This is a genomic window from Sphingomonas endolithica (assembly GCF_025231525.1).
In the GTDB taxonomy this organism is placed as follows: domain Bacteria; phylum Pseudomonadota; class Alphaproteobacteria; order Sphingomonadales; family Sphingomonadaceae; genus Sphingomonas; species Sphingomonas endolithica.
Genome location: NZ_CP103057.1, coordinates 3,477,040 through 3,500,873, shown reverse-complemented (window position 1 = coordinate 3,500,873; position 23,834 = coordinate 3,477,040). Strand labels below are relative to the sequence as shown.

Here is a 23,834-nt window from a genome sequence, read left to right as displayed (position 1 = left end):
TCCTCTCGGCTCGCAATCGGGACCTCAAAGAATTTTTGAGCCATCAACGCCAGCGAGTGCCACCGCATGGAACCGACGTAATAACATAGATCAGGGTTAAGCCATAACTTGGAAGCGCCGGCACGCTGCCCGCTTTTCAAAATTAGAAGGATCAGCCTGCGGCATGCACCGGAAAGTGGATGCCGACCACTGAAGCGGCGCAGATAATTCTCCTCTCGCAAGCCTTTGAAATGTGGCCCGAACATGTCTGATGTTAACAACGGCATGAAATTACGCGTTATAACAAAATCATCGTCAGGCAGGGTTAGGGCGCCGGCGACTGAGAGACAAAGTGCTCCCGCCCGCAGGTAGCGGAGTATGTTCGTGTCCCTATTCTATTTGAATCTTAGAACGACTACCGACTTGATCGGCGACGAGGATGGTTACGAGTTTGCCAGCCTAGCCGCGGCAGAGGCCAACGCCATCGTTTCGGCACGGGACATAATGAGTGAAGCCGTACAAGACGGCGATCTTCAGCTTGGCGAGAGCATTGAGATCCACGATGCGGCCGGTCGCTTCCTATCTGCCGTGCATTTCTGTGATGTGCTGAAGATCCGGTTGGGCGTGCGGGAGATCGTGGCGAGGGCCTGATCAGGCACGCTGCGTTCGACGAAAGTCGCCGGGATGTATCGGCTAACCCTGTGCGGTCACCCGCTCCGCATTAGACGTCAGGACACGTTCGCCGTGCTGCCACTCCGCCAAACAGCGCTGCGGCCCACGGGGTAGGACGATCAGCTTCGGTCCGACTGCGTGGGCATGCGGGGTTTCCGCGCAGCCCCTGTCGTGCGAGGGCGGCGTATGCGCATTATGATCACAGTGGTAGCTGCCCTCGTTCTTTCTGGATGCTCGTCTGAGAGCGGTAAGGGGTGGCATGGTTACGAGTTCAAGGAGAACACGGCACCAACCGATACGCCGATCACGGGGCGCTTCGCCACTGAGCATGCATGCCGAGCCGCAGGTGCAAAGCGTCTAATTGCAGCGCCAGGCACAACCTTCGTATGCGGTCTCGATTGCGACAAGCCGGACGGTGGGAACGTAGCGGGATGTGAAAGCACGTTCATCGTCCAGGCTAAGGAGCAGCAAGCGGCTGCATCGACTCATCCATAGTGGCGGAAGCACTAGTGCTCAGTCCCGCGGTGATGGAGCGCTTTCATGACTTCGACGACGCCCAGCCAGCGAGGAAGTGCCTCTTGACGACGTTCAGCGACTAGCCGCTTCGCGTGGGCGATTGCCTGGTCGGGCCATTGATCGCCGTAGGCTTCCATATAGGCGACACCGTCGGCCCACAGGTCGCTGTCTTCGTCGATCACCGGCACAATCCTGCTTCATTAGGCTGTGGCCTATATGCGCTTCTAGTTAACAAGGGCGCCCTGCCCTACCCCGCCGCGCCGGACGCGCCGACCTTCAGGCGGGATAGAGCATGTCAGAACATCCATGTCGTCAAAACTAAGTGGATTTAGAACCCGTGGTATAATCCGTGGTATGATCTCGGATTCTTGCCTAAAGGTGTTTATTTATCAGGGGTGTAGCACCTTGGTTTAGGGGCCACCCGCTCCGCCAAGTCTTCAAGTAAGTGTATCGTCGGTGAGGACTAAAACCTCCGCGCACGGGCAAAGTCGTCAACCGGGATCTCGGCAGCGAGCCCGAAGTTAGACCTCGGCTCCCGCGCCGGCGACCAACCGGGTTGGTCGTCGACGCGGCGGAGCGGATTAGTCGGCTCTGACGATCAGCTTCTTGCCACTGTGACTGCCGTCAAACAGGGTCAGCAACGTTTCCGGGAGCCTGGCGAAACCGTCCACGAATTCCTCGCGGTACCTGATCTTGCCGCTCGCCACCAACGGCGTCAGCTCGGACAGGAACTCGGGAAAGGTGTCGATGACGTAGGGGGTCGCAAATGCCTTGATGTCGACGAACCTGTAGTGGATCAGGGTGATCAACCTGGGTAGATAGTTTGGTCCGTCGGGCAGCTCGGTCTTGCTGTAATCCGCGATCGTACCGCAGACGACCATCTTGGCGTCCTTGTTGAAATATTCCATCAGCACCGGGAAAATCGGTCCGCCGACATTCTCGAAGAAGGCATCGATACCGTCCGGCAGCGCGCGTTCGACCTGTTCCTTGAAATCGGCCGCCTTGTAATCGATCGCTTCGGCCAGCCCGAGATGATCCCGAAGATACGCGGTCTTGGCAGCCCCACCGGCGACACCGACGACCCGGAGCCCGCGCAACTTGCCCAGTTGCGCGGCAATTGAGCCGACGCCCCCTGCAGCCCCAGTCACCACCAGCGTTCCGCCGGGTTTGAAGGCATGAACCTTGGTCATGCCGTACCAGGCGGTGAAGCCCGGAAGACCGAGCGGCCCGAGCGCCGTCGACAGCGGTGCTTCATCCGCGTCGAGCTTGCGCAGGTCAGTGCCGTCTGAGGTCGCGAAGTCCTGCCAGCCTGACCATGTCTGGACATTGTCGCCAACGGCGAAGTCCGCATTCCGGCTATCCTCGACCACGCCGATCGTCGGGCCACCCATCGGATCGCCAATGTCGATCGCCGGCCATTCGGACGATCCATTGCCCATCAGATTGCGCTGGTAGGGATCGATCGAGAAATGCGTGTTCCGGACAAGCACCTGGCCATCGGTGGGTGCGGGAACCGGCGTTTCGACCTGCTTGAAGTCACTCAGTCTGGCCGGGCCCTGCGGGCGGGCAGCGAGGATGAATTGGCGATTGAGCATCTCTGGCATCTTGGTTCCTCGTAATTTATTTCGTGTAACGTTCGTTACGTAACGCCCGTTATGTAGCTGGACGCTGGCTGTCAACGGGTTTACGAACGAACGTTATGAAATATACTGGATGCAGCGATGGGACGGCCTAGAACCTTCTCCGTGGAGGAAGCGCTGGAAGCGGCGCTCGGCGTTTTCTGGCGCAAGGGCTATGAAGGCACGTCCTACGCCGATCTTGTCGCCGCGACGGGGGTCGAGCGGCCGGCACTCTATTCCGCCTTCGGCAACAAGGAGGGGCTCTTCCTGCAGGCGCTCGAGCGGTACGGCACGCACTACGGCAATTATGTCTGGGAAGCGTTGAACCTCGACACCGCGAAAGAGGTGGCCGAGGCCGTCCTGACCGGGGCGGTCGACCTCAACACCCGCTTTTCGGATCGTCTCGGATGTTTCGGCATCAACGGCGCGCTTGCCGGATCGGACGATTCGGAACCCAGCCGCCAGGCGCTGATCGCGTGGCGCGCGGAGAGCGAGACCGTGCTGCGCGAACGTTTCGAACGAGCGAAGGAGGAAGGCGATCTGCCGGCGGAGGCCGATTGCGCGACGCTGGCGGCGTATGTCTTGACCGTTGCCCATGGCATGGCAGTTCAGGCCAAGGCAGGCATTGCCAAAGAACGGCTGGCCGCGGTGGCGCAGCAGGCGCTGAGCACCTGGCCGGCCTGATCCACGCATAGCGGCATAGCGGCGGCGCTCGGGCGTGTCCGACCAGATGATCGGACGACGCTCGGGTGTCGCTCAAGCGATGGCGTGCATCACCGCGCTTTCCACCAACACCATCATGCGCATCTTTTCCAGGATGATGCTCGCTTTGTCCGCCGACAATCCTTCCTGATCGACCTGCACGTCATAGCCTTCGGCCCGGCGATCGATCGTCACCCGGTCGAAGCAAAGATCCTGCTGGGCAAACATGTTGAGCAGCCGCAGCGGAAGATCGGGCGAGGCCTGTCCCCTAACCAGGAAGCGGTGGGTCACGCGGCCGATCGACTTTCCGCGCTGCCGGCGACGATCAATTGCTGCGCCAGCGCTTCCGCCGCGTCGTGGGTCGACAGGCCTTGCTGCTCGGCCAGAGCGAACACGCGGTTGAGCCGCATCGGCGTCTGCTCGACGCGTTCCGCCGCAGCGGCAGGAGACCAGCCGAAATATTCCGCCGCGACATTGATGATGCCGCCGGCATTCACCGCGAAATCCGGCGCATAGAGGATGCCGCGGTCCGCGAGCATCCCCGCCGCGGCCGGATCGGCCAGTTGATTGTTGGCTGCGCCACACACGACCTTCGCCGACAGCCTGCCGATCGTGTGTGCATTCAGCACCCCGCCCAACGCGCAGGGCGCCAGCACGTCGGCCTTGCACCGCAGGATCGCGTCCGCCGACGCGATCTCCGCACCCAGCGCCACCGCGACACGCGCCGCCGCCGACGAGTCCAGGTCGGCAATGATCAGCTTCGCGCCGGCGGCGTGGAGCATGGCGGCAAGCGCGGCACCGACATGGCCGACACCCTGGATCGCCACGGTGCAATCGCCAAGCTCACGCTCCAGCCGGCGACGGACCGCGAGCTGCATGGCCAGGAAGACGCCGCGTGCGGTAGCGGGCGACGGATCGCCGCCGACCCTGCCCGCCCGTGGCGGCAGGCCGGCGACATAGTGCGTTTCGCGGGCGACGACGTTCATGTCCGCCACGCTGGTGCCGACATCTTCCGCGGTGACGTACGCGCCGTCGAGCGCGCGCACGGCGCGCCCGAACGCGCTGAACCCCGCCTGGCGCAGCGCCGGATCCGACGGTCGTTGCAGCACGGCCTTGCCGCCGCCCATCGGCAGCCCGGCCAGCGCATTCTTGTAGGTCATGCCTTGCGCCAGGCGACAGGCATCGGCGGTCATCGCCGTCCGGTCGCCATAATGCCACAAGCGACACCCGCCGGCGGCCGGCCCGAGAGCAGTGGAATGCAGGACGATGACGCCGTCAAAGCCGTCTCTGGCCTCGTCGAAGACAAGCACCTGCTCGGGCGGTGGTGCCGATATCGTGCTTAAGACCATGGTCGCTGCTCCACATTGAATGTGCCTGCGTTATCGGTTGGGTGCCGGGAGAAATCTCGCCTCTTTCCCCCGATCCGTGCTATTTCCGGGTCACATTTGACCCATTCTTGGCAAGAAGTAGGTTAGAATGACCGATCTTGATCCTTTCGAGCAGAAGATCCTTCGCGAATTGCAGCGCGACGGGAATCAAACCATGGCCGAGCTCGCGGCCAAAGTCGGGCTATCGCCGTCGCCGTGCTGGCGCCGTGTCGATCGGCTGGAACGCGACGGGATCATTCGCGGTCGGGTGGCGATGGTCGATCGCCGCAAGGTCGGGCTCAATGCCCATATCTTTGCGCAAGTCCGCCTCAACGCGCATGGCCGCGCCAATCTCGACGAGTTCAGCAACGCGATCCGCGCCTTTCCCGAGGTGCTGGATGCCTATGTGCTGATGGGCCAGACCGATTTCATGCTGCGCATCGTGGCGCGCGACATCGATGCGTATGAACGCTTCTTCTTCGACAAATTGAGCAAGCTCGCCGGTATTCAGGAAATCACTTCGACGGTTGCGCTGTCAGAGATCAAATCGACCCACGAGCTGCCGATCTGATCTGGCGGATCGCCGTCTCGCTATAAACGTCACCCCGGACGTGTTCCGAGGTCCACCGTGCCGCACGCTCGGCCTTCAAAGCACTATCGTCGTCGCAAGCCGCTGGGTGGACCCCGGAACAAATCCGGGGTGACGCCTCGGTGCTGCAGACGAGCGGCACGACCTAGATATCTTCCCCTCCTACTTCGTGCCGACCGCGGCCATCCGTGCCTTCACCTGTTCCGCCGCGCGCATCACGCGCAGCACGTTGCCGCCGGCCAGTTTCGCGACATCGCCGTCGCTCCAGCCGCGCCGCATCAGTTCGGCGAGCAGGTCGGGATAGGTCGCGACATCCTGCAGGCCATCGGGCAGCGTGTCCCCTACCCCGTCGAAGTCGGAACCGAGACCGACATGATCGACCCCCGCCACCTTGGCGATATGCTCGATATGATCGGCCACTTGCGCCAGCGTCACGCGCGGCGCCGGATTTGCCTTGAGCCAGGCAGCATAATCGGCCGCCGCCTTGTCGGGCTGCCCGATATCCAGCCCGCCGAACGGCGGCGCATTGAGCCGCGTCTTCTCCGCCGCCGAATCCGCCGACCAGTGACGATACGCGTCCGAGACGTAGGGTGGCGCGTAATTGACCATCACCACGCCGCCATTGTCCCGCACCAGTTTCAGCACGGCATCGGAGACGTTGCGCGGATGATCGTCGAGCGCCCGTGCACTGGAATGCGAAAAGATCACCGGGGCCTTGGTCACCGCCAGCGCGTCGCGCATCGTCGTTTCGCTGACATGGCTGAGATCGACCAATACGCCGAGCCGGTTGAGTTCCAGCACCACCTTGCGGCCGAAATCGGTCATGCCCTTATGCTTGGGATCGTCGGTGGCGGAATCCGCCCATTCGATCGTGCGGGAATGGGTGAGCGTCAGATAACCGGCGCCGAGCGCGGCATAGGAGCGCAGGACCGAGAGATTGCCATCGATCTGCCCGCCACCCTCGACCCCGATCATCGATGCGATCCGGCCCGAGGCATGCGCCCGGACGACATCGTCCGCGGTCCGCGCCAGCGCGAAGACCTGCGGATAGCGCGCGACGATCGATTTCACGAGATCGATCTGTTCCAGCGTCTGTTCGACCTGCTCCTTGCCCGGCAGATCCGCCGACACCCAGACCGACCAGAATTGCCCGCCGACCATGCCTTTGCGCAACCGCGCGATATCGGTGTTGTAGCGCTCCGGGCGGCCGGACAGGTCGTTGAGGTTCGTCGTCCAGCGCGCCTCGCCCTCTCGTTCGCGCAGTGCCTCGGGCCAGTCGTTATGCCCGTCGATCAGCGGCGTGGCACGCAGCACGCGCGCCACGCGGGCGGCATAGTCATCGCTCTTTGCCGACGCGGCCGGGGCAACGACCAGCGCCGATGTCGCCAGCAGGACCAGGAGCCGCCTCATTGACCACGCACCGCGCGGCGGCGGGGGAGCACGGGTGGGGCATTCTCATTCACGGCTTTGGCCACTTGGCGTTGCTCCTCATGGATCGTCAGCAGGGATTCCATCAATTCTTCTTCCGCACTCGACATCACGGCGAGCACTTCGGCTTCCTCGCAATCCTCCGCGGCGAGATAGGCGTGGCCCATGTTGGAATCGATATAGAGCACCTCGCCCGGCCCCAATGTGACGGGATCGTAGAATTCGGTCTGCACCACCACCTTGCCGCTCAGCACATAGATGAATTCCTCGCCGCTATGCCGCACCAGTTCGCCGAACTGCTCGGCCGAGCGTGCGCGGATCTTGGTGACGACCGGAATCATGCGCTTGCGACGCAACTCCGTGCAGAGATAATAATAATCGTAATTGGGCGTCTCGACCCGGACCGATCGCGCGACATCACCCAGGCTCCGCCGCGCGGTGATCGGCTGGACCGCCTCATCCTTGGTTTCCGCGAAAAGATCGGCCAGGCGCAGGCCCAGCCGCACCGCGAGCGTCTGCAATTTGTCATAGGTCAGCGTGAGCCGATCATGCTCGATCTTGGACAAGGTCGAGACCGGGATGCCGCTCTTGGCGCTCATCTCCTTCAGGGTCCAACCCTCACGCGATCGCAGGCCGCGTAGCAGGGCGCCTAGGGTAGGCGGCGATGACAAGACGATTATCCTTCCAACTGCATTGACCAATTCTCCAATCCGGATAATCATGTCCCGATCAGATCAGCTGAACCATTTTATAGAAGATCTGACGGCTGGCAATGGCTGAGAGGGGAAGATCGATGCGGGTAGGAAAACTGATCGCGACAGCGATGGCGTTGTTCGGCAGCATGGCGGTGGCGCAGGGGCCGCAGCCACGGCTGCCGCTGACGCCGTCCACGACCATTACCGCACCGACGCCGCCCACGCCCGCTCCTGCGGGCACCCGTGCGCTCACCGCCGCCGACGTGAACGCCTGGCTTGATGGCTTCATGCCTTATGCGCTGCATAACGGCGATATCGCCGGCGCGGTCGTCACCGTGGTCAAGGATGGGCAGGTCATTGCTGCGCGCGGTTACGGCTATGCCAATGTCGCCAAGCGCCAGCCGGTCGATCCGGCGCGCACCCTGTTCCGCCCGGGCTCGACGTCCAAGCTCGTCACCTGGACCGCGGTGATGCAGCAGGTCGAAGCGGGCAAGCTCGATCTCGATCGCGATGTGAACACCTATATCGACTTCAAGATACCGGCGCGGAACGGCAAGCCCGTTACGCTGCGCCAGATCATGACCCATACCGGCGGCTTCGAGGAGGTGTTGAAGAACATCATCTTCTACGATCCCAAGATCAACATGCCACTGGAGGCCTATCTCAAGACGTGGACGCCGACGCGGATCTTCGATGCCGGCACCACGCCCGATTACTCCAACTGGGCCACCGCGCTGGCCGCCTATATCGTGCAGCGGGTCTCGGGCATGCCGTTCGACGATTATGTCGAACAGCGCATCTTCGCGCCGCTGAACATGCGCAATTCGAGTTTCCGCCAGCCGTTGCCCAAACAGCTGCGCGGCGATTCGGCGACCGGGTACGAGCGTGCCTCGCTGCCGGCCAAGGGGTTCGAGTTCGTCGGGCCGGGTCCGGCGGGCGGCCTGTCCTCCTCAGGGCTGGACATGGCGCGCTTCATGATCGCGCATCTCGAACAAGGTCGCGGCATCCTGAAGCCCGAGACGGCGGCAATGATGCACGATAGCCCGCTCGACCGCGTCAACCCGATGTCGCTGATCCCGCCGCTCAACCGCATGGAGCTCGGTTTCTTCGAGACCAACATTAACGGCCGCAAGGTCATCGCGCATCTCGGCGACACAAACGAATTCCATACCTCGCTGCACCTGTTCATGAACGAACATGTCGGCTTCTACGTCTCGTTCAACAGCGCGGGGCGCGAGGGCGCGGCACATGTCGTGCGTGGGCAATTGTTTCAGGATTTCGCCGACCGCTACTTCCCATCCACCGTCCGCGACGGACGCGTCGATGCCAAGACCGCCGCCGAGCATGCCCGGCTGATGGTCGGTCATTGGGAAGTCAGCCGGCGGTCGGTGTCCAACTTCATCAACATCCTCAATCTGGTAGGGCAGGTCGAGGTCAGCGTCGACGACAAGGGCAATCTGGTCGTCCCTTCGCTGCGAGGCGCGAACGGTGCCGCGCAGCAATGGGACGAGATCGCCCCGTTCGTGTGGCGCGACCGCAACGGGCATGATCGCCTCGCCGCCAAGGTGGTGGACGGCAAGCCGGTGCGCTGGAGCTTCGACACGATATCGCCCTTCATGGTCTATGACCGCGTGCCCGCGGCGCGATCGGCCGGGTGGCTGCTGCCGGCGCTGTACGCTAGCCTAGCGGTACTGTTGCTGACATTGCTGTACTGGCCGGCCAGCTGGTACGTCCGCCGCCGTTACCGTGCGCCGATCGCCGCTTCGGGTCCTTCGCTGAAGGCCTACCGCGCGACGCGCATCATGGCCGGCCTGGTGCTGGCGGTGCTCGCCGGCTGGGCGACGCTGATCACCGTCCTGTTCGGCGATATCAGCACGATGACGGCCAGTGCCGACCTGTGGCTGTGGTCGATCCAGATCCTGGGTGCGATCGTGTTCGTCGGGGCCGTCGGCATCGCGGCGTGGAACGCGTGGCTGACCTGGCGCGACGGTCGCCGCTGGACACGCAAGGTGTGGAGCGTGCTCGTGCTGCTGGCGACGGTGATCGTGCTGTACGTCGCCTCGACCTACAGCCTGCTCACGATGACGGTGAACTACTGATGTCGCGCCTGCAGCTCAGCGTCACGACGCAGTCGCTCCGCCTCGCCCAGCCGTTCCGCATCTCGGGCTATGTGTTCGAATCCGCCGATGTGCTGGTCGTCACGCTCGACGACGGGGTGCATCGCGGGCGCGGGGAAGGCGCCGGCGCTTATTATCTCGGCGACGATCTGGCGCATATGCGCAGTGAGATCGACCGCACTCGCGACGCCATCGAAGCCGGGCCGACGCGCGAGGAGTTGCGTGCCATCCTGCCCCCCGGCGGCGCGCGCAATGCCGTCGACGCGGCCCTGTGGGAGTTCGAGGCGGCGCGGGCGGGTCAGCCGGTCTGGGCGCTGGCCGGCTTGGCATCCCCGCCCCCGCCGATCGTCACCACCTTCACGGTCAGCGCCGATACGCCCGAGGCGATGGCGGCAATGGCCCGCGGCTATGTCGGTGCAAAGTCGCTCAAGGTGAAACTGACGGGCGAGCTGGAGCTGGACCTGGCGCGAGTCGCCGCGATCCGCCAGGTGCGGCCCGACGTCTGGCTGGGCGTGGACGGCAACCAGGGCTTTGCCCGCGCCGATCTCGACGCGCTCGTTGCCGGGCTCGTCACGCATAACGTGTCACTGCTCGAACAACCGCTCGCCCGCGGCCGCGAGGCGGAGCTCGACGGTTACCGTTCGGCCATCCCGATCGCGGGCGACGAAAGCCTGTTGTCGCTCGCCGACCTGGCTGATGCCAAGGGCCGGTTCGATGTGGTCAACATCAAGCTCGATAAATGCGGCGGCCTGACCGAAGGGCTGCTGATGGCGGCCGAAGCACGACGGCTGGGGCTGGGCGTGATGGTCGGCACGATGATCGGCACGAGTCTCGCCACCGCGCCCGGTTTCGTGCTCGGGCAGATCGCCGACCTCGTCGATCTCGATGGGCCGACCTTCCTCGCCCAAGATCACACGCCCAGCGTCGTCTATGCCGATGGCACGCTTTACGCCGGGCCGGAGGTCTGGGGATCGGGCATGGCGACCGCGGCATGACCCCGGGCATTACGGCCGAGCCGACCTGGTTCGGCCACCCGCGCGGCCTGACCGTCCTGTTCCTCACCAATATGTGGGAGCAATTCTCTTATTACGGCATGCGCGCGCTGCTGGTCTATTACATGACCAAGCAGTTGATGATGCCGCAGGAATCTGCGTCGCTCGTCTACGGCGCCTATACCGCCTGCGCCTATTTCACCCCGATCGTCGGCGGCGTCATCGCCGACCGTTTCCTCGGCAAGCGCAATGCAATCCTGATCGGCGGATCGGTGATGGCGGCCGGGCACTTCATGATGGCGTTCGAGCCGTTATTCTATCCCGCGCTGGTGACGATCGCGCTCGGCAACGGCCTGTTCCTGCCCAGCCTGCCTAGCCAGATCGGTGACCTCTATGCGCCCGGCGACGCCCGCGCCGGATCGGCCTACAACGTCTATTATGTCGGGGTGAACATCGGCGGGTTCCTGGCGCCGTTGATCTGTGGGACGCTTGGCGAATTGTACGGCTGGCATTGGGGCTTCGGCGCGGCCGGGATCGGCATGCTCGGCGGCCTTGCCTTTTACATCTGGGGCCAGCGCTATCTGCCGAGCCAGTCCCCGAAACAGTTCCCGCGCCAGCCGATCGCGCGCAGCGCTGCACCGCGACTGCGCTTCCCGCGCAAGACCGCGCTGACATTGCTCGCGATCGCGCTGTCGGTCACCGTCTTCCGCGGCGCCTACGAACAGGTCGGCAACACGCTGGCGTTGTGGGCGGATGTCGGGGTCGACCGTCACGTCGGCAGCGCGATCATTCCGATGACCTGGTTCCAGTCGCTCAACCCGTTGCTGGTGATGGCGATGACGCCGCCCCTGCTTGCCTGGTGGCAGCGACGCACGGCAGCAGGCGCGGTGGAACGCCCCGCACGCCGCATGGCGCTGGGCGCGGCGATCGTCGCCGCGGCCTATCTGATGCTGGCGGGGGTGGAGTCGATCGGCGGGCCCGCGCACTGGCTGTGGCTGGTGCTGTTCTTCGTCATCCTGACGCTGGGAGAGTTGCACATCCTGCCGACCGGCCTCGGGCTGTTCGCACGGCTGGCACCCAAGGGGTTGGGCGCCACCACGGTCGCGGCCTGGTTCCTGGCGAGCTTCGCGGGCAGCATCGCGGCGGGCCTTGTCGGGACCCTGTGGAGCCGAACGACACATAGTGGCTTCTTCGTGCTGCTGGCACTGATCGCTGGTCTTGCCGCGGCCATGCTGTTGCTCATCGAACACACTAGCTCAGCTACTGAAAAGCTATCCGAAACAGGTTGACACTTCTCTGATCAGGACAATAGTCTGGCAGATCGGCAAAGCGGGGAGAGCTTCGATGACGGCAATTCGGCAGGCGCTAGCAATATCCAGCGCGATCGTAGCGGTGATGATGGCCAATGCGGCAACCGCCCAGACCGTATCGCAAGACGAGGTGGAGCAAGCTACCACCGAACCGAACCATCAGAGCGACATCATCGTCACCGCGCAAAAGCGCGAACAATTGCTGATCGACGTACCGCAGTCCGTCTCTGTCATCAGCGGCGAGTCGCTGGAGCGCCAGCAGGCGACCAACTTCAAGGATTACCTGAAGCTAGTTCCCGGCCTGCAGCTCAACCAGACATCTCCGGGGTTCGGGAGACTGGTGCTGCGCGGTGTCAACACCGGCGGCGTCGCCTCAACCGTCGCGGTCTATCAGGACGAGACGATCTTCGGATCCTCGACCGGCCTCGTCAATGGCGGCATCCTGGCCGGTGATTTCGACACGTTCGATGTGGCACGGATCGAAGTCCTGCGCGGGCCGCAGGGCACTTTCTACGGCGCCAATGCACTGGGCGGCATCCTGAAATTCGTCACCAACAAGCCCGACACCAGCAAGATCGAGGTACGCGGCCGGGCCAGCGTCGAGACGACAAAGGGTGGCAATGAATCCTACTTGGGCAGCGCGGTGGTCAATCTGCCGCTGGGCGACACGCTCGCTGTGCGCGCATCTGGTTTCTACCGCGACATCGGCGGCTTCATCGATTCCATCGGCACCGACGGCGCGGACGTCGAGCGGAACATCAACAGCTCGAAAAGCTATGGCGGGCGCGGGTCACTGCTGTTTCAGCCGACGACCGACTTTTCGGTCCAGCTTTCCGCCTATGTCCAGAACCTGGATGTAGACGCCCCGGATACCGTGGATGCGGAGCCGTTGACCGGACGCACGCTGTATGGGCGCCCAACCCAATCGCAGTTCGTGCCCAACGCGAGCAAGGTGCGCTACCGCGTGTATAGCGGCGTCATCAATTACGATTTCGGATTTGCCAGCCTTGTCTCGGCGAGCAGCTACAGCACGCTCAAGCAGGATTTCCGCTCCGATCTGACCTATTTCTTCAGCCCGCAACTGGTCGACGTGATCGGCCCCAACGAGTTCTTCCAGGGGCAAACGACGCAGGTGAAGCGGTTCACGCAGGAGGTACGGCTGCAATCCCCGTCGAACGACCGCTTCGAGTGGGTGGTCGGTGGCTTCTACACGCGAGAGAGAGGCCTGATCGATCAGGTCTTTACCGCCGTCACGCCGGGCACGACGACACCGATCGCCGGGCTGCCGGTGCTCGGCATCGCCCAGGTGCCCTCGCGCTACCGCGAGATCGCCGGCTTCGCCAACGCCACGGTCCATCTCGGCCCACGCTTCGACGTGGATTTCGGCGGCCGCTACAGCCACAACAAGCAGCGCGCGAGCCAGTCCGGTGACGGCCTGCTTGCGGGTGGCCCGCTCGCGCTCCCGACCGCGCGGTCGAGCGAGGGCGTGTTCACCTATTCGGTGGCGCCCAAGGTCAAGTTCGGTGACAATGCCTCGCTCTACGCGCGTGTCGCCAAGGGCTTCCGTCCGGGCGGCCCGAACGTCCTCGCCCCCGGCGCGCCGGTTGAGTTTCGGTCGTTCGATTCGGATACCGTGCTCAGCTACGAAATCGGGGTGAAGGCGCAGACCAGCGACCGCAGCTTCTCGATCGATGTCGCCGCCTTCCATGTCGACTGGAAGGACATCCAGGTGTTCGGCCAGACGCTGGCGAACGACATTCCCTATGGTGGCAATTTCAACGGCGGCAAGGCGAAGAGCGAAGGCTTCGAGTTCACCACTACGCTGCGGCCGACCCCAGGGTTCACGACATCGATCAACGGTGCCTACACCATCGCGCGCCTGAAGGACGACACCCCGGCGAACTCAGGCGGCTTCGATGGCGACCGGCTACCCTATGTTCCAAAATACAGCATCAGCGCCGATACGCAGTACGAATGGGCGCTGGCAGGCGAGACGAGGGCGTACGTCGGCGCCTCCTTGCGGCTCCTCTCGCGTCAGGCGGCAGCATTCGACGCCGGGCTGGTGGCGGCAACCGGCCGGCAGCCGGCGATCGCCGGCTATCAGGTGGCCGATGCGCGGGCCGGCCTGCTGTTCGGCAAGTTCTCGATCGAAGTCTATGCCAGGAACCTTGGCAATAGCGAGGGGAAGACCTCGCTCGACTTGCCTGCGGTGCCCACGATCCCGTTCGGCGCCTCGGCGGCCGGCATCATCCGGCCACGCACGATCGGCCTGACGCTTGGTGCTGGCTTCTAATCGGATGTCAGTTGTAACTGCCCTCGACCGACCGACGGGCGCGATCCACGCATTGCCGTCACCTTATCTGCTGTTTCTCGGCGACACGGTGGAGATGGGATTCGCCAAGACGGCATTGGGCTTGCGCGATTGGGCGCCGGATCGTTGCCTCGGCGAATGGAGTTTGCCCAGCGCCAGGGTCACGACCGGATTACCTCGCCTCAGCCCCGCGGAAGCGGCGGCAAAGGGCGCGCGCGCCATGGTCATCGGGGTGGCCAATCCGGGTGGGATCATCCCGGATAGCTGGATGCCCGAACTGCTCGCCGCGATCGATGCCGGGCTGGATATCGTCGCGGGCATGCATGCGCGGCTGTCGAGCATCACGCCACTCGCCGAGGCTGCGGCCAGCCAGGGGCGGCAGCTGATCGATCTGCGCGTGCCACCGGCCGATCTGGCAGTCGCAAGCGGGCTCAAACGCTCCGGCCGTCGCCTGCTGACGGTAGGCACCGATTGCGCGCTCGGCAAGAAATATACCGCGCTCGCCATCGCCCGCGGCCTGGCCGCGCGGGGTGTCGACGCCACCTTCCGCGCAAGCGGGCAGACCGGGATCATGCTTGCCGGACAAGGCATTGCCATCGATGCGGTGATCGCCGATTTCGCCGCCGGGGCGGTTGAATTGCTCAGCCCTGCTGCTGCGCCGGATCATCTCGACGTGGTCGAGGGCCAGGGATCTTTGTTCCATCCCTCCTATGCACCGGTTTCCCTGGCGCTGCTGCACGGCAGCCAACCCGATCTGTTCGTCGTGTGCCACCAGCCCGGGCGCGAGACGATCCTAGGCCATCCCGGCTTTCGCCTGCCGACGATCGAGGCGGTGATCGAGCAGACCGTGATGCTCGGCCGCCTGACCAACCCCGCCATCCGCTGTGCCGGCATCAGTCTCAACACCGGCGACATGACAGCCGAAGCAGCCGGGCGGGTGATCGAGGAGACGGCCGCGCAGCTCGGCCTGCCCGCCGCCGACCCGATCCGCGGCGGCGATGCGTTCGAACGCCTGCTCGACGCGTGCCAGGCATGAGCAGCGCGCGCGACCGCTTCAGGCGCTTCCTGCTCCCCGGCCTTGCGTTCAAGGCCGTCATCATCGGCGGTGGTTATGCTACCGGACGCGAGATCGCGGAATTCTTCCTGCCGGCGGGCCCGTGGGGCGGGCTGGCCGCCATGCTGCTCGCGACCCTGATCTGGGCGGTTGTCGCGGCCGTGACCTTCCATTTCGCGTACAAGATCGGCGCGCGCGATTATCGCCACTTCTTCCAGGCACTGCTCGGCCGCTTCTGGGTCGCGTTCGAGCTGGCTTATGCCGTGTTCATCGTGTTGATCCTGGCCGTGTTCGGCGCCGCGGCGGGCGCGATCGCCGCCGCTACCTTCGGGCTGCCGCCGATCGTCGGTACGCTCGCGTTGATGGTCGGCATCATCGCGTGCGTCGCGTTCGGCAATGCCAGCGTCGAGCGCGTCTTCGTGTGGGTCTCGGCCTTGCTCTACGCGACCTATGCCTTGTTCTTCGTGCTCGCGCTCGCCGGGGTCGGCGACCGGATTGCCACGGCATTCGCCACCCTGCCCTCGGCCGATTGGGCGATGGGTGGCATCACCTATGCCGGGTACAATGTGATCGGTGCGGTGATCGTGCTGCCGGTGACGCGACACTTCCGCAAAGGGAGCGACGCCGTGATCGCCGGTCTGATCGCCGGGCCGCTGGCGATGCTCCCGGCGCTGCTGTTCTTCGTCAGCATGACCGCCTTCCTGCCGGAGATCGCGGGCGCGGTGCTGCCGTCCGACTATATCCTGGTACGGCTCGGCCATCCCGCCTTCCACGTGCTGTTCCAGGTGATGATCTTCGCCGCCTTGCTGGAAAGCGGCACCGGCGCGGTGCACGCGATCAACGAGCGCGTCGCGCGGACCCGCGGCATGACGCTGACCCCCGTCATGCGCGCCGGCGCGGCGCTTGCGCTGCTCGTGCCGTGCATGTTGATTGCGGAACGCGTCGGGCTGGTGACGCTGATCGCCTCGGGCTACCGCGCGCTCGCCTGGGCGCTGATCCTCATCTACGTCCTCCCGCTCCTGGCCATCGTGGCGTTCCGCCGCCTGCGCCCGGCGCGGCTTCAGCCGGAGAGCTTATGAAAAATCTGGCAGTTCTTGCCGCTTTGCCGCTGCTCGCCATTGCCCTTCCCGCGCGCGCCGATCCGCCGGTCGGGATCGACGCCCGGATCGAGGCGCTGCGGACCGCATCGGGCACCCCCGGCATGGCGGTGGCGATCGTCGAGAACGGCAAGGTCGTGCTCGCCAAGGGGTATGGCGTGCGCAAGCTCGGCGCACCGGAGAAGGTGGATGCCGACACGATCTTCATGATCGGATCGACCGCCAAGGCGATGACCACCGCGGCGCTGGCGACGTTGGTCGATGCCGGCAAGCTCGGTTGGGACGACAAGGTGATCGATCGCCTGCCCGGTTTCCAGATGAACGATGCCTGGGTGACGCGCGAGATGACGGTGCGCGACCTGCTGGTACATCGCAGCGGGTTGGGGCTCGGTGCGGGCGACCTGCTGTACATTCCGCGTGGCAGCTATTCGCGCGCGGAGATCGTCCGCCGGCTGCGCTACATCAAGCCGGCGACCAGTTTCCGCAGCGGCTATGCCTATGACAATGTGCTGTACATCGTCGCCGGCCAGTTGATCGAGGCGGTGAGCGGGCAGAGCTGGGAAAGCTATGTCCGCGACCATGTGTTCAAGCCGGCCGGCATGACTCATGCGGCGGACGATTTCACCGCGATCTTCGCCAATCCCAATCGCGCGCATCCGCATGCCCGCTTCGGTGGTTCGGTGCGCGGGACGAACGAGATGCGGCTGATCGACGAGCGCGATCACCTGCCGCAGGCATCGGCCCCGGCCGGGCTGATCGCGGCCAGCGCCAACGACATGGCCCGTTGGCTGCAGGTACAGCTCGCCGACGGCGCCGTGCCAGGCGGCGGGCGCGTCTACAGCGCGGCGCAGGCGCGCGAGATGCATACGCCGGTCACGCCGATCCCGATCACCGACCTGCCCGGCCCGATCGCGGGCACGCAGCCGACGTTCCAATCCTATGCCTTGGGCTGGGAAGTCCGCGACTATCACGGCGCCAAGATCGTGTGGCATGCCGGCGGCCTATACGGCGCGACCACGGTCGTGGTGCTGATCCCCGAGAAGAAGGTCGGTTTCTCGATCACGATCGCCAGCGAGGAGACCGAGCCGCGCCATGGCCTCATGTACGAACTGCTCGATCATTATCTGGGGCTACCGAACCAGGATTGGCCGGCACGGTTCAAGGCATATCGCACGCAGCGCATCGCCGCGGCAGAGGCGGCCGTTTCGCAGAAAGTGAGCACACCGGCCAAGATCGGTCCCTCCCTCCCCCTCGCCCGCTATGCCGGCCGCTATGTCGATCGCTGGTACGGGCCGATCACGGTCGCGGCGGGCGCGGACGGATTGCGGGTGAACTTCCAGCCGACGCCCAACATGGGCGGGCGCCTCGAGCATTATCAATATGACACGTTCATCGCGCGGTTCGACGATCCGGCGATCGAGCCCGCCTATATGACGTTCGCGCTGGATGCGGACGGCAAGGTCTCGCGGATTACCGCCCAGGCCGTGTCGCCGCTCGCCGACTTCAGCTTCGACTATGGCGATCTCGCGTTCGAACCGGAACGGCCATGACGATGCATTGCCCACACACCTTCACGCACGCACCGCACAAGGCGGCGGACCAAATTCGTACACAGGAGCCGGGTTCATGATCAGGAAGTTCGGTCTGGCGGCGCTCGCCTGCGCGCTGTTGGCGATCCCCGCCGCCTCGCAGGTGCAGCCGCCGGCCGCGCCTGCCGCCGCCACGCCCGCCACCCCCGCGCCGGGGACGGAAGCACCGGTCTCCGGATCGACCACGCCGGCACTGACCGCGGCCGATCTCGGTGCCTGGCTCGACGGCTATTTCCCTGGTGCGCTGAAGGCAGGCAAGATCGCCGGCGCGCAGATCGTGGTGGTCAAGGACGGGCAGATCCTGGTCAAGAAGGGCTATGGCTATGCCGATGTCGCCAAGAAGGCGGCAATGGACCCGGACCGCAACCTGATGCGGATCGGCTCTACCTCCAAACTCCTCACCTGGACCGCGGTGATGCAGCAGGTCGAGGCGGGCAAGATCGATCTCAATGCCGACATCAACCGCTATCTCGATTTCAAGATCACGCCCAAATCCGGCCGCGCGATCACCATGAACGACCTGATGATGCACCGCGGCGGCTTCGAGGAGGGCATCAAGGATCTGCTCGATACCGATCCCAAGCGCTTCAAGACGACCGAGCGGTATCTGAAGGAAAATCCCCGCCCGATGCTGTTCCCGGCAGGCACCGTGCCGGCCTATTCCAATTACGGCGTCTCGGTGGCCGGTTATATCGTCCAGCGCGTGTCGGGTGAACCGTTCGCCGACTATGTCGCGCGCCATATCCTTGCCCCGCTCAAGATGAACCGCACGACGTTCGTGCAGCCGCTGCCGCCGGCGCTCGCCGGATCCCAGTCGCAAGGATACCGCCAGAGCGACGAACCGCCCGCCAAGTTCGAACTGGTCACGACGGCACCAGCCGGCAGCGTCAGCACGACCGCCGCCGACATGGCGAACTTCATGATCGCCCAGCTGCAGGACGGCCGCCTTGGCGACGCTCAGATCCTGCAACCCCAGACAGTGCAGTTGATGCACCGTCCCGAAACGCAGCCCCGCGCAGGCTTCGACACGCTGGCGCACGGTTTCTTCTACGGCGATCGCAACGGACGGCTGGTGCTCGGCCATGGTGGCGACACCATCGTGTTCCACACCGATCTCAACATCCTGCCGGCCGAGAAGGTCGGGATCTACGTCAGCTTCAACAGCCGAGGGACCAACGACGCGGTCTACGGCGTGCGCTCGCGCCTGTTCGACCTGTTCATGGACCGCTATTTCCCGGCCACGCCGCGTGCCGACCAACCGGCGATCGCCGGCGCGGCACAGCATGCCGCGGCGCTTGCGGGCAATTACGAAAGCTCACGGCGCGTCGAATCCGGCTTCATCAGCCTGTTCTACCTGCTGCAGCAGGACAAGGTCGTCGCCGATGACGATGGCACGATCAGCGTCAGCTCGATCGAGGACAAGCGCTTCCGCGAGACCGCGCCCAATCTGTGGCACGAGGTCGGCGGCACGCAGCAATTGCAGGTCGCCGATGTCGCCGGCCGCCGGACGATCATCGACAGCGCCAACCCGGTATCCTTCCTGCAGGCGGTGCCCGCGGCGCGGAATGCCGGCCTCAACCTCTGGATCGCCGGTCTGTCGGTACTCGTCCTGCTGGCCACCACCTTGCTATGGCCGATCGCGGCGAGCTTCCGCCGGATCTACGCCCTGCCCATCACCGTCACGGGGCGCGCGGCGCTGGCACGACGGCTGACGCGCATCGCCGCGATCGGCGACCTGCTGTATCTTGCCGGATGGTACACCATCTTGTCGCCGATTTTGGAGAGCAAGGTCGACGTCTACAATTCGGGCCTGGATGGCTGGGTCCGGACGATGCAGGTTGCCGCGATCATCCCGATCGTCGGCGCCGCCATCGGCCTGTGGAATGCCTATCTCCACTTCCAGCCCGGTCGCGGCTGGGCCAGCAAGGTACGCAGCATCGGCGTCGCGCTGGCGCTGCTCGGCATCGCCTGGATCGCGTGGATGGGTGGGCTGATGAGCTTTAACCTGAACTATTGAGGAGGCGCGGCGCGCGGGGGAACGCTCGGGCCGGCGCCCCCCCCGCCCGCGCCACATCGCCGTAACAATTGCACGTCAAAGGAGATCGTGGTCGCGGCGCGTGACTCTGGAAAGACGCTGGTGACACCGAGTTGCGATACGGCTGCGGGCCCCAAGATAAAGAGTGATGCCGCTTGAACGCCGGGCTGCGCCGGATCGGGATCAATGCCGGCTGGTTGCTAGCGGCGCGCGGCTTCCAGGCGGCCCTCAGCGTCGCCTATCTCGCCATCGCCACGCGCACGCTGGGGCTGGCCGATTTCGGTCGCTTCGCGCTCGTCGTCGCGATCGGCCAGGGTATCTCGGCAATCGTAGGATTCCAGACCTGGCAGTTCGTCGTGCGTTTCGGCACCCCGGCGCTGATCGCCGGCGATGACGCCGCCCTGGGCCGGATCATCGGCCTGTCGGCGGTTTTGGACTTCGCCGCGGCGGCGATCGGCAGTCTCGTCGCGCTCGGCACGATCGTATTGCTCGGGCCGCTGCTGAGCATACCGCGCGAACTGTACGGCGCTTCCTTCGGCTTCTGTTTTGCGATGCTGATCGCGGTGCGCTCCACCCCCACCGGGGTCCTGCGACTGGAACAACGCTTTCGCGAGGCGGCGGTTGTGGACTCGGTGCTGCCGAGCGTGCGCGCGGCGGGTGCGGTGCTGGCGGCATTGTTGCTGCCGACGGTCGGCGGCTTCCTCTACGCCTGGGCATTGGCCGAGTTGGCGGCGGCCGTATTCTACTGGCGGGCGGCGCTGCGCGAACGGCGGCCGGCGCTGTCCCCCGCAGACCTGCGACAGGTCGCGCGCGAGGAGCCGTCGCTCTGGCGCTTTCTCTTGCTCACCAACCTGTCCTCGACACTGACGATGACCACCAAGCAGGTCACGTTGATCGTCATCGGTGCCTTTGCCGGCCCGGCGGCGGCCGGCATGTTCCGGGTCGCGTCGCAACTCGCCCAGGCGTTGGTCAAGGCGACGCAAACCTTCTCGCGGGCAGCTTATGCCGAATTGGTGCTGGCCATCACCAAGGGATCGGACCGTGCATTGCTGATCCAGCTGACCGCGGTCGCCGGGCTGGCGGCGATCGCCATGGTCGGTGTGGCGGCAATCTTCGGAGAGCCGCTGCTGAACCTGATCGCGACCGAGCAATTCTCCGGCGCCTATCTGCCGATCGTGATCCTGGTCGCGGCGGCGGGGCTGGATCTGTTCGGCTTCGCGTTCGAGCCGGCGATGACGGCACGCGGCCATACCGGGTCGGCATTCCGCCTGCGGTTGGTCGCCACACTGGTGCAGGGGGCGTTGCTGCTCCTGCTGCTGCCCGCCTTCGGCATCGTCGGCGGAGCCTGGGCGACATTCGGCGGCAGTCTGGCGGCGATATTGCTTACCGGCTGGGGGGTGTTCCGGCCCTCGCCGGACGACCCCCAGCGCCGGCCCGAGCCATCGCCGCTATGAGCGCTGCATGATAGGCGCGCATCATCGCTGCGGCGTCATAATCCCGCACGCGGTCACCGGGGCGGACCGGATCGTCGATCTGGCGCAGCAGCGCGGCCGCGAATGCCGCTGCGTTGCCGGCATCGGCAAGCAGCCCGTAGCGCCCTTCGTCCAAGACTTCGGGCGCGTCGCCGGCCGTCCGGCTCGCCACGATCGGCGTTCCGGCCGCCAGCGCCTCGAGCAAGGCGATCGACGATCCCTCCCAATGCGATGCCAGTGCGAAGACGGCGGCGGCGCGCAACCAGGGATAGACGTTGTCGGTGACGCCGGCGAACAAGACATGATCGGCGATACCCCGCGTCGCCGCATGGGCGATCAGCGCGGTGCGATACTCGTCGCTGCCGGTGCCGAGCACCACCAGGTGCACCGGCCGCTGCAGTCGCGCGATCGCCACGGCGTCGATCAGCCCTTCGAAATTCTTTTGCGGTTGAAGCCGGCCGATCGACAGGATGACGGGATCGGGCCCGGCCATGGCGCCCGGCACCGTCGCCTCGGCGACGGGTATGCTGCCCAGATCTATGCCATTGGAGATCAGCACGGCCTTGCCGCTGGCGACGTGGCGGCTGAACACGGCACTGCGCGCCAGATTGGCACCGACCAGGATCGCGCCGCCCGATCCGCCAACCAGCAGCCCGCTCCAGAAGCGGCGCCAGCGATTGCGCAGCGGCTGCCCTGCGCGCTCCATGGCGTTGCTGAAGACGTAGACGACCGGCAGCGCAAGGCCGCGGGTCGCCGCCCACAGGCTGAAATGGCCGAAATTGCCGCCCGAGAGGATGACGTCCGGGCGCAGCTCGCGCAGTGTCCGGCGCAAGTCGCGGACAACCGTCAATCGTGGGAGGGGGCCGCTTGCCTGCGTCCGGGCGGCGGCGAAGCGCGCGGGCGCAACGTCGTCGGCCCCCAGGATGCCGGCGGCATAGCCCGCCAGCAGCACGACCTCGTCGCTCGCCGCGAAGGACCGCGCCATGGCGATCATCGTGCGCACCACGCCGCTCGCGCGCATGTCTTGAACGTAAATAACTGTCTTCATGCTCGCCTGCCGGGCGCGGCGCCGCATGCCGCAGGGTCGTTCGAAATGGGATGCAATGTCGTCAGCCACTGAGCTCTGGTACCGCGCGAAGAAGCTCTACGCGATCTACCCGGGGATAGTCACGCCGGTTTCGGGGCGCTTCCTGGCCGATCACTATGCCTGGCGCAAACGCACGCGCGGCCCCTTGCGGGCGGCGGTCGATGCGTTCGTCGGCATCGCCTTCCTGCTCTGGGTACCGGTTCGCGCGCGGGCGGTGCAGCGCCGGTTCGGGCTGGATCGTGCGTGGCGCGTCAAGGCGATCCGGATCGCCCGCGCGCGCTTCGCCGACCCCAACGATCTCGCCTTGTTCCGGATCGAGGATGGCGCCGAGCTCGACGGCTATATCCGCCGGTTCGAGGATGCCGGGCTCAACAAACATATCAATCCCAAGGGATGGACGCCCGATTGCGTGCTGACGGACAAGATCGGTTTCTACGACCGTTGTGCGCAGTTCGGGCTGCGCCATCCGCAGGTCTTTGCGACCATCGATCAGGGTGCGATCCGGCTGCTGGCGGCGATCCCCGAGCAACCACTGTTGCTGAAGCCCACGCGCGGCGAGGGCGGTCGCGGCGTGCGCTTCCTCGCCCCGCCTGCTGCCGATCGCGAGGCATGGGTGCGCGGCGTGTGCAGCGCGTTGAAGGGTCCCTGGCTGGTGCAGTCTCGCATCGAAACGCACTGCGCGCTGCGTGATCTGGCGCTGAACGCGCTGCCGACGGCGCGGATCACCACGATCCTGAACGAGACGAACGCGCCGGAAGTCGTCAGCGCCGTGCTGCGCGTCGCTTCGGATCCCGCGGCGCAGGTCGACAATATGAAGGCTGGCGGGCTGCTGTGCCCGATCGATCTTGCAGGTGGCGTGCTCGGCGTGGCGTGTCAGGGTTATGGCGGCACCGACCACCATGTGCATCCGGTGACCGGTGCCACCATCGCAGGCCGCATCCTGCCCGATTGGGAGCAGGCCAAGGCGCTCGTCATCGACGCGCATGCCCGCGCGTTTGGCGACTACACCTTGATCGGCTGGGATGTCGGCTTTGCGCCGGACGGGCCGATCCTGATCGAGGGAAACGGCAAGCCCGGCGTGCTCATGCCACAACGGGCCGGCCGGCGCGGTCTGGGCGGCCAGCGTTATGGCGCGTTGCTCCGCCTGCACCTGCCAAAAAACTGACCCGGTTACGCAATAATTCCGTCGCCGAACCCCGCTAG

Annotated in this window: 20 protein-coding genes; 13 read left to right on the top strand and 7 right to left on the bottom strand. The window is 65.1% G+C overall.

The features are described 5' to 3' along the window. Positions 1-402 precede the first annotated feature (402 nt). The gene (locus NV382_RS16445; RefSeq protein ID WP_260597786.1) at positions 403-630 is read left to right on the top strand and encodes a DUF6894 family protein; all 228 of its coding nucleotides are present in this window, start codon (positions 403-405) and stop codon (positions 628-630) included. 527 nt (positions 631-1,157) lie between these two features. Here the strand turns inward: NV382_RS16445 and NV382_RS16440 are convergent. Together NV382_RS16440 and NV382_RS16435 are read right to left on the bottom strand one after the other, a co-directional pair. After that, the gene (locus NV382_RS16440; RefSeq protein WP_260597785.1) at positions 1,158-1,349 is read right to left on the bottom strand and encodes a hypothetical protein; all 192 of its coding nucleotides are present in this window, start codon (positions 1,347-1,349) and stop codon (positions 1,158-1,160) included. A gap of 399 nt (positions 1,350-1,748) precedes the next feature. Then, positions 1,749-2,771 (bottom strand): NADP-dependent oxidoreductase, encoded by a 1,023-nt coding sequence (locus NV382_RS16435; RefSeq protein WP_260597784.1) that lies wholly within the window; start codon positions 2,769-2,771, stop codon positions 1,749-1,751. Positions 2,772-2,888: 117 nt separating this feature from the next. Between NV382_RS16435 and NV382_RS16430 the strand changes: the two genes are divergently transcribed. Next, complete coding sequence (locus tag NV382_RS16430) at positions 2,889-3,470, top strand: TetR/AcrR family transcriptional regulator (RefSeq protein WP_260597783.1); 582 nt, start codon at positions 2,889-2,891, stop codon at positions 3,468-3,470. A gap of 72 nt (positions 3,471-3,542) precedes the next feature. Here NV382_RS16430 and NV382_RS16425 read toward each other — a convergent pair whose 3' ends face one another. Beyond that, on the bottom strand, positions 3,543-3,779 hold the full coding sequence (locus NV382_RS16425) for a hypothetical protein (protein ID WP_260597782.1): 237 nt from the start codon (positions 3,777-3,779) through the stop codon (positions 3,543-3,545). Next, complete coding sequence (locus tag NV382_RS16420; protein ID WP_260597781.1) at positions 3,776-4,837, bottom strand: Glu/Leu/Phe/Val family dehydrogenase; 1,062 nt, start codon at positions 4,835-4,837, stop codon at positions 3,776-3,778. The genes NV382_RS16425 and NV382_RS16420 overlap by 4 nt, the downstream gene beginning before the upstream one ends. 127 nt (positions 4,838-4,964) lie before the next feature. Between NV382_RS16420 and NV382_RS16415 the strand changes: the two genes are divergently transcribed. Continuing rightward, positions 4,965-5,426, top strand: a complete 462-nt coding sequence (locus NV382_RS16415) for an Lrp/AsnC family transcriptional regulator (RefSeq protein ID WP_260597780.1) — start codon at positions 4,965-4,967, stop codon at positions 5,424-5,426. 180 nt (positions 5,427-5,606) lie between these two features. On the opposite strand, the gene NV382_RS16410 is transcribed toward NV382_RS16415, so the two are convergent. Together NV382_RS16410 and NV382_RS16405 are read right to left on the bottom strand one after the other, a co-directional pair. Then, positions 5,607-6,854 carry a dipeptidase gene (locus NV382_RS16410; protein WP_260597779.1) on the bottom strand — a complete coding sequence of 416 codons (1,248 nt, stop codon included), beginning with the start codon at positions 6,852-6,854 and terminating at the stop codon, positions 5,607-5,609. Beyond that, on the bottom strand, positions 6,851-7,594 hold the full coding sequence (locus tag NV382_RS16405; RefSeq protein ID WP_418066703.1) for a helix-turn-helix domain-containing protein: 744 nt from the start codon (positions 7,592-7,594) through the stop codon (positions 6,851-6,853). The genes NV382_RS16410 and NV382_RS16405 overlap by 4 nt, the downstream gene beginning before the upstream one ends. Before the next feature lie 71 nt (positions 7,595-7,665). Here NV382_RS16405 and NV382_RS16400 point away from each other — a divergent pair, with 71 nt between their 5' ends. From NV382_RS16400 to NV382_RS16360, 9 genes are all read left to right on the top strand, one after another. Continuing rightward, the gene (locus NV382_RS16400) at positions 7,666-9,666 is read left to right on the top strand and encodes a serine hydrolase domain-containing protein (RefSeq protein ID WP_260597778.1); all 2,001 of its coding nucleotides are present in this window, start codon (positions 7,666-7,668) and stop codon (positions 9,664-9,666) included. Further along, complete coding sequence (locus tag NV382_RS16395; RefSeq protein ID WP_260597777.1) at positions 9,666-10,679, top strand: dipeptide epimerase; 1,014 nt, start codon at positions 9,666-9,668, stop codon at positions 10,677-10,679. The genes NV382_RS16400 and NV382_RS16395 overlap by 1 nt, the downstream gene beginning before the upstream one ends. Beyond that, the gene (locus NV382_RS16390; RefSeq protein ID WP_260597776.1) at positions 10,676-11,965 is read left to right on the top strand and encodes a peptide MFS transporter; all 1,290 of its coding nucleotides are present in this window, start codon (positions 10,676-10,678) and stop codon (positions 11,963-11,965) included. The genes NV382_RS16395 and NV382_RS16390 overlap by 4 nt, the downstream gene beginning before the upstream one ends. A 55-nt stretch (positions 11,966-12,020) precedes the next feature. Next, entirely contained in the window at positions 12,021-14,279 is a 2,259-nt protein-coding gene (locus NV382_RS16385) for a TonB-dependent receptor (RefSeq protein WP_260597775.1), read from the top strand. 4 nt (positions 14,280-14,283) lie between these two features. After that, positions 14,284-15,333: an N-acetyltransferase DgcN family protein gene (locus NV382_RS16380; RefSeq protein ID WP_260597774.1), complete on the top strand. Its 1,050-nt coding sequence runs from the start codon at positions 14,284-14,286 to the stop codon at positions 15,331-15,333. Next, the gene (locus NV382_RS16375; protein WP_260597773.1) at positions 15,330-16,430 is read left to right on the top strand and encodes a YkvI family membrane protein; all 1,101 of its coding nucleotides are present in this window, start codon (positions 15,330-15,332) and stop codon (positions 16,428-16,430) included. The genes NV382_RS16380 and NV382_RS16375 overlap by 4 nt, the downstream gene beginning before the upstream one ends. Then, positions 16,427-17,998: a serine hydrolase gene (locus tag NV382_RS16370; protein WP_260597772.1), complete on the top strand. Its 1,572-nt coding sequence runs from the start codon at positions 16,427-16,429 to the stop codon at positions 17,996-17,998. The genes NV382_RS16375 and NV382_RS16370 overlap by 4 nt, the downstream gene beginning before the upstream one ends. A gap of 76 nt (positions 17,999-18,074) precedes the next feature. After that, positions 18,075-20,054, top strand: coding sequence for a serine hydrolase domain-containing protein (locus NV382_RS16365; protein WP_260597771.1), 1,980 nt, complete (start codon positions 18,075-18,077; stop codon positions 20,052-20,054). 173 nt (positions 20,055-20,227) lie between these two features. Beyond that, positions 20,228-21,526, top strand: a complete 1,299-nt coding sequence (locus tag NV382_RS16360; protein ID WP_260597770.1) for a lipopolysaccharide biosynthesis protein — start codon at positions 20,228-20,230, stop codon at positions 21,524-21,526. Here the strand turns inward: NV382_RS16360 and NV382_RS16355 are convergent. Beyond that, positions 21,456-22,592, bottom strand: coding sequence for a glycosyltransferase (locus NV382_RS16355; protein ID WP_260597769.1), 1,137 nt, complete (start codon positions 22,590-22,592; stop codon positions 21,456-21,458). The two genes, NV382_RS16360 and NV382_RS16355, sit on opposite strands and share 71 nt — an antisense overlap. A gap of 55 nt (positions 22,593-22,647) precedes the next feature. On the opposite strand from NV382_RS16355, the gene NV382_RS16350 reads away from it, so the two are divergent. Further along, positions 22,648-23,796 carry a sugar-transfer associated ATP-grasp domain-containing protein gene (locus NV382_RS16350; protein ID WP_260597768.1) on the top strand — a complete coding sequence of 383 codons (1,149 nt, stop codon included), beginning with the start codon at positions 22,648-22,650 and terminating at the stop codon, positions 23,794-23,796. The last annotated feature ends 38 nt before the right edge of the window (positions 23,797-23,834 follow it).

Excerpts from the sequence above, each read along its gene's own strand:
- NV382_RS16435 (WP_260597784.1), bottom strand. The coding sequence starts at position 2,771 with ATGCCAGAGATGCTCAATCGCCAATTCATCCTCGCTGCCCGCCCGCAG.
- NV382_RS16430 (WP_260597783.1), top strand. The coding sequence starts at position 2,889 with ATGGGACGGCCTAGAACCTTCTCCGTGGAGGAAGCGCTGGAAGCGGCG.
- NV382_RS16420 (WP_260597781.1), bottom strand. The coding sequence starts at position 4,837 with ATGGTCTTAAGCACGATATCGGCACCACCGCCCGAGCAGGTGCTTGTC.
- NV382_RS16415 (WP_260597780.1), top strand. The coding sequence starts at position 4,965 with ATGACCGATCTTGATCCTTTCGAGCAGAAGATCCTTCGCGAATTGCAG.
- NV382_RS16410 (WP_260597779.1), bottom strand. The coding sequence starts at position 6,854 with ATGAGGCGGCTCCTGGTCCTGCTGGCGACATCGGCGCTGGTCGTTGCC.
- NV382_RS16405 (WP_418066703.1), bottom strand. The coding sequence starts at position 7,594 with ATGATTATCCGGATTGGAGAATTGGTCAATGCAGTTGGAAGGATAATC.
- NV382_RS16400 (WP_260597778.1), top strand. The coding sequence starts at position 7,666 with ATGCGGGTAGGAAAACTGATCGCGACAGCGATGGCGTTGTTCGGCAGC.
- NV382_RS16395 (WP_260597777.1), top strand. The coding sequence starts at position 9,666 with ATGTCGCGCCTGCAGCTCAGCGTCACGACGCAGTCGCTCCGCCTCGCC.
- NV382_RS16390 (WP_260597776.1), top strand. The coding sequence starts at position 10,676 with ATGACCCCGGGCATTACGGCCGAGCCGACCTGGTTCGGCCACCCGCGC.
- NV382_RS16385 (WP_260597775.1), top strand. The coding sequence starts at position 12,021 with ATGACGGCAATTCGGCAGGCGCTAGCAATATCCAGCGCGATCGTAGCG.
- NV382_RS16380 (WP_260597774.1), top strand. The coding sequence starts at position 14,284 with ATGTCAGTTGTAACTGCCCTCGACCGACCGACGGGCGCGATCCACGCA.
- NV382_RS16375 (WP_260597773.1), top strand. The coding sequence starts at position 15,330 with ATGAGCAGCGCGCGCGACCGCTTCAGGCGCTTCCTGCTCCCCGGCCTT.
- NV382_RS16370 (WP_260597772.1), top strand. The coding sequence starts at position 16,427 with ATGAAAAATCTGGCAGTTCTTGCCGCTTTGCCGCTGCTCGCCATTGCC.
- NV382_RS16365 (WP_260597771.1), top strand. The coding sequence starts at position 18,075 with ATGATCAGGAAGTTCGGTCTGGCGGCGCTCGCCTGCGCGCTGTTGGCG.
- NV382_RS16355 (WP_260597769.1), bottom strand. The coding sequence starts at position 22,592 with ATGAAGACAGTTATTTACGTTCAAGACATGCGCGCGAGCGGCGTGGTG.
- NV382_RS16350 (WP_260597768.1), top strand. The coding sequence starts at position 22,648 with ATGTCGTCAGCCACTGAGCTCTGGTACCGCGCGAAGAAGCTCTACGCG.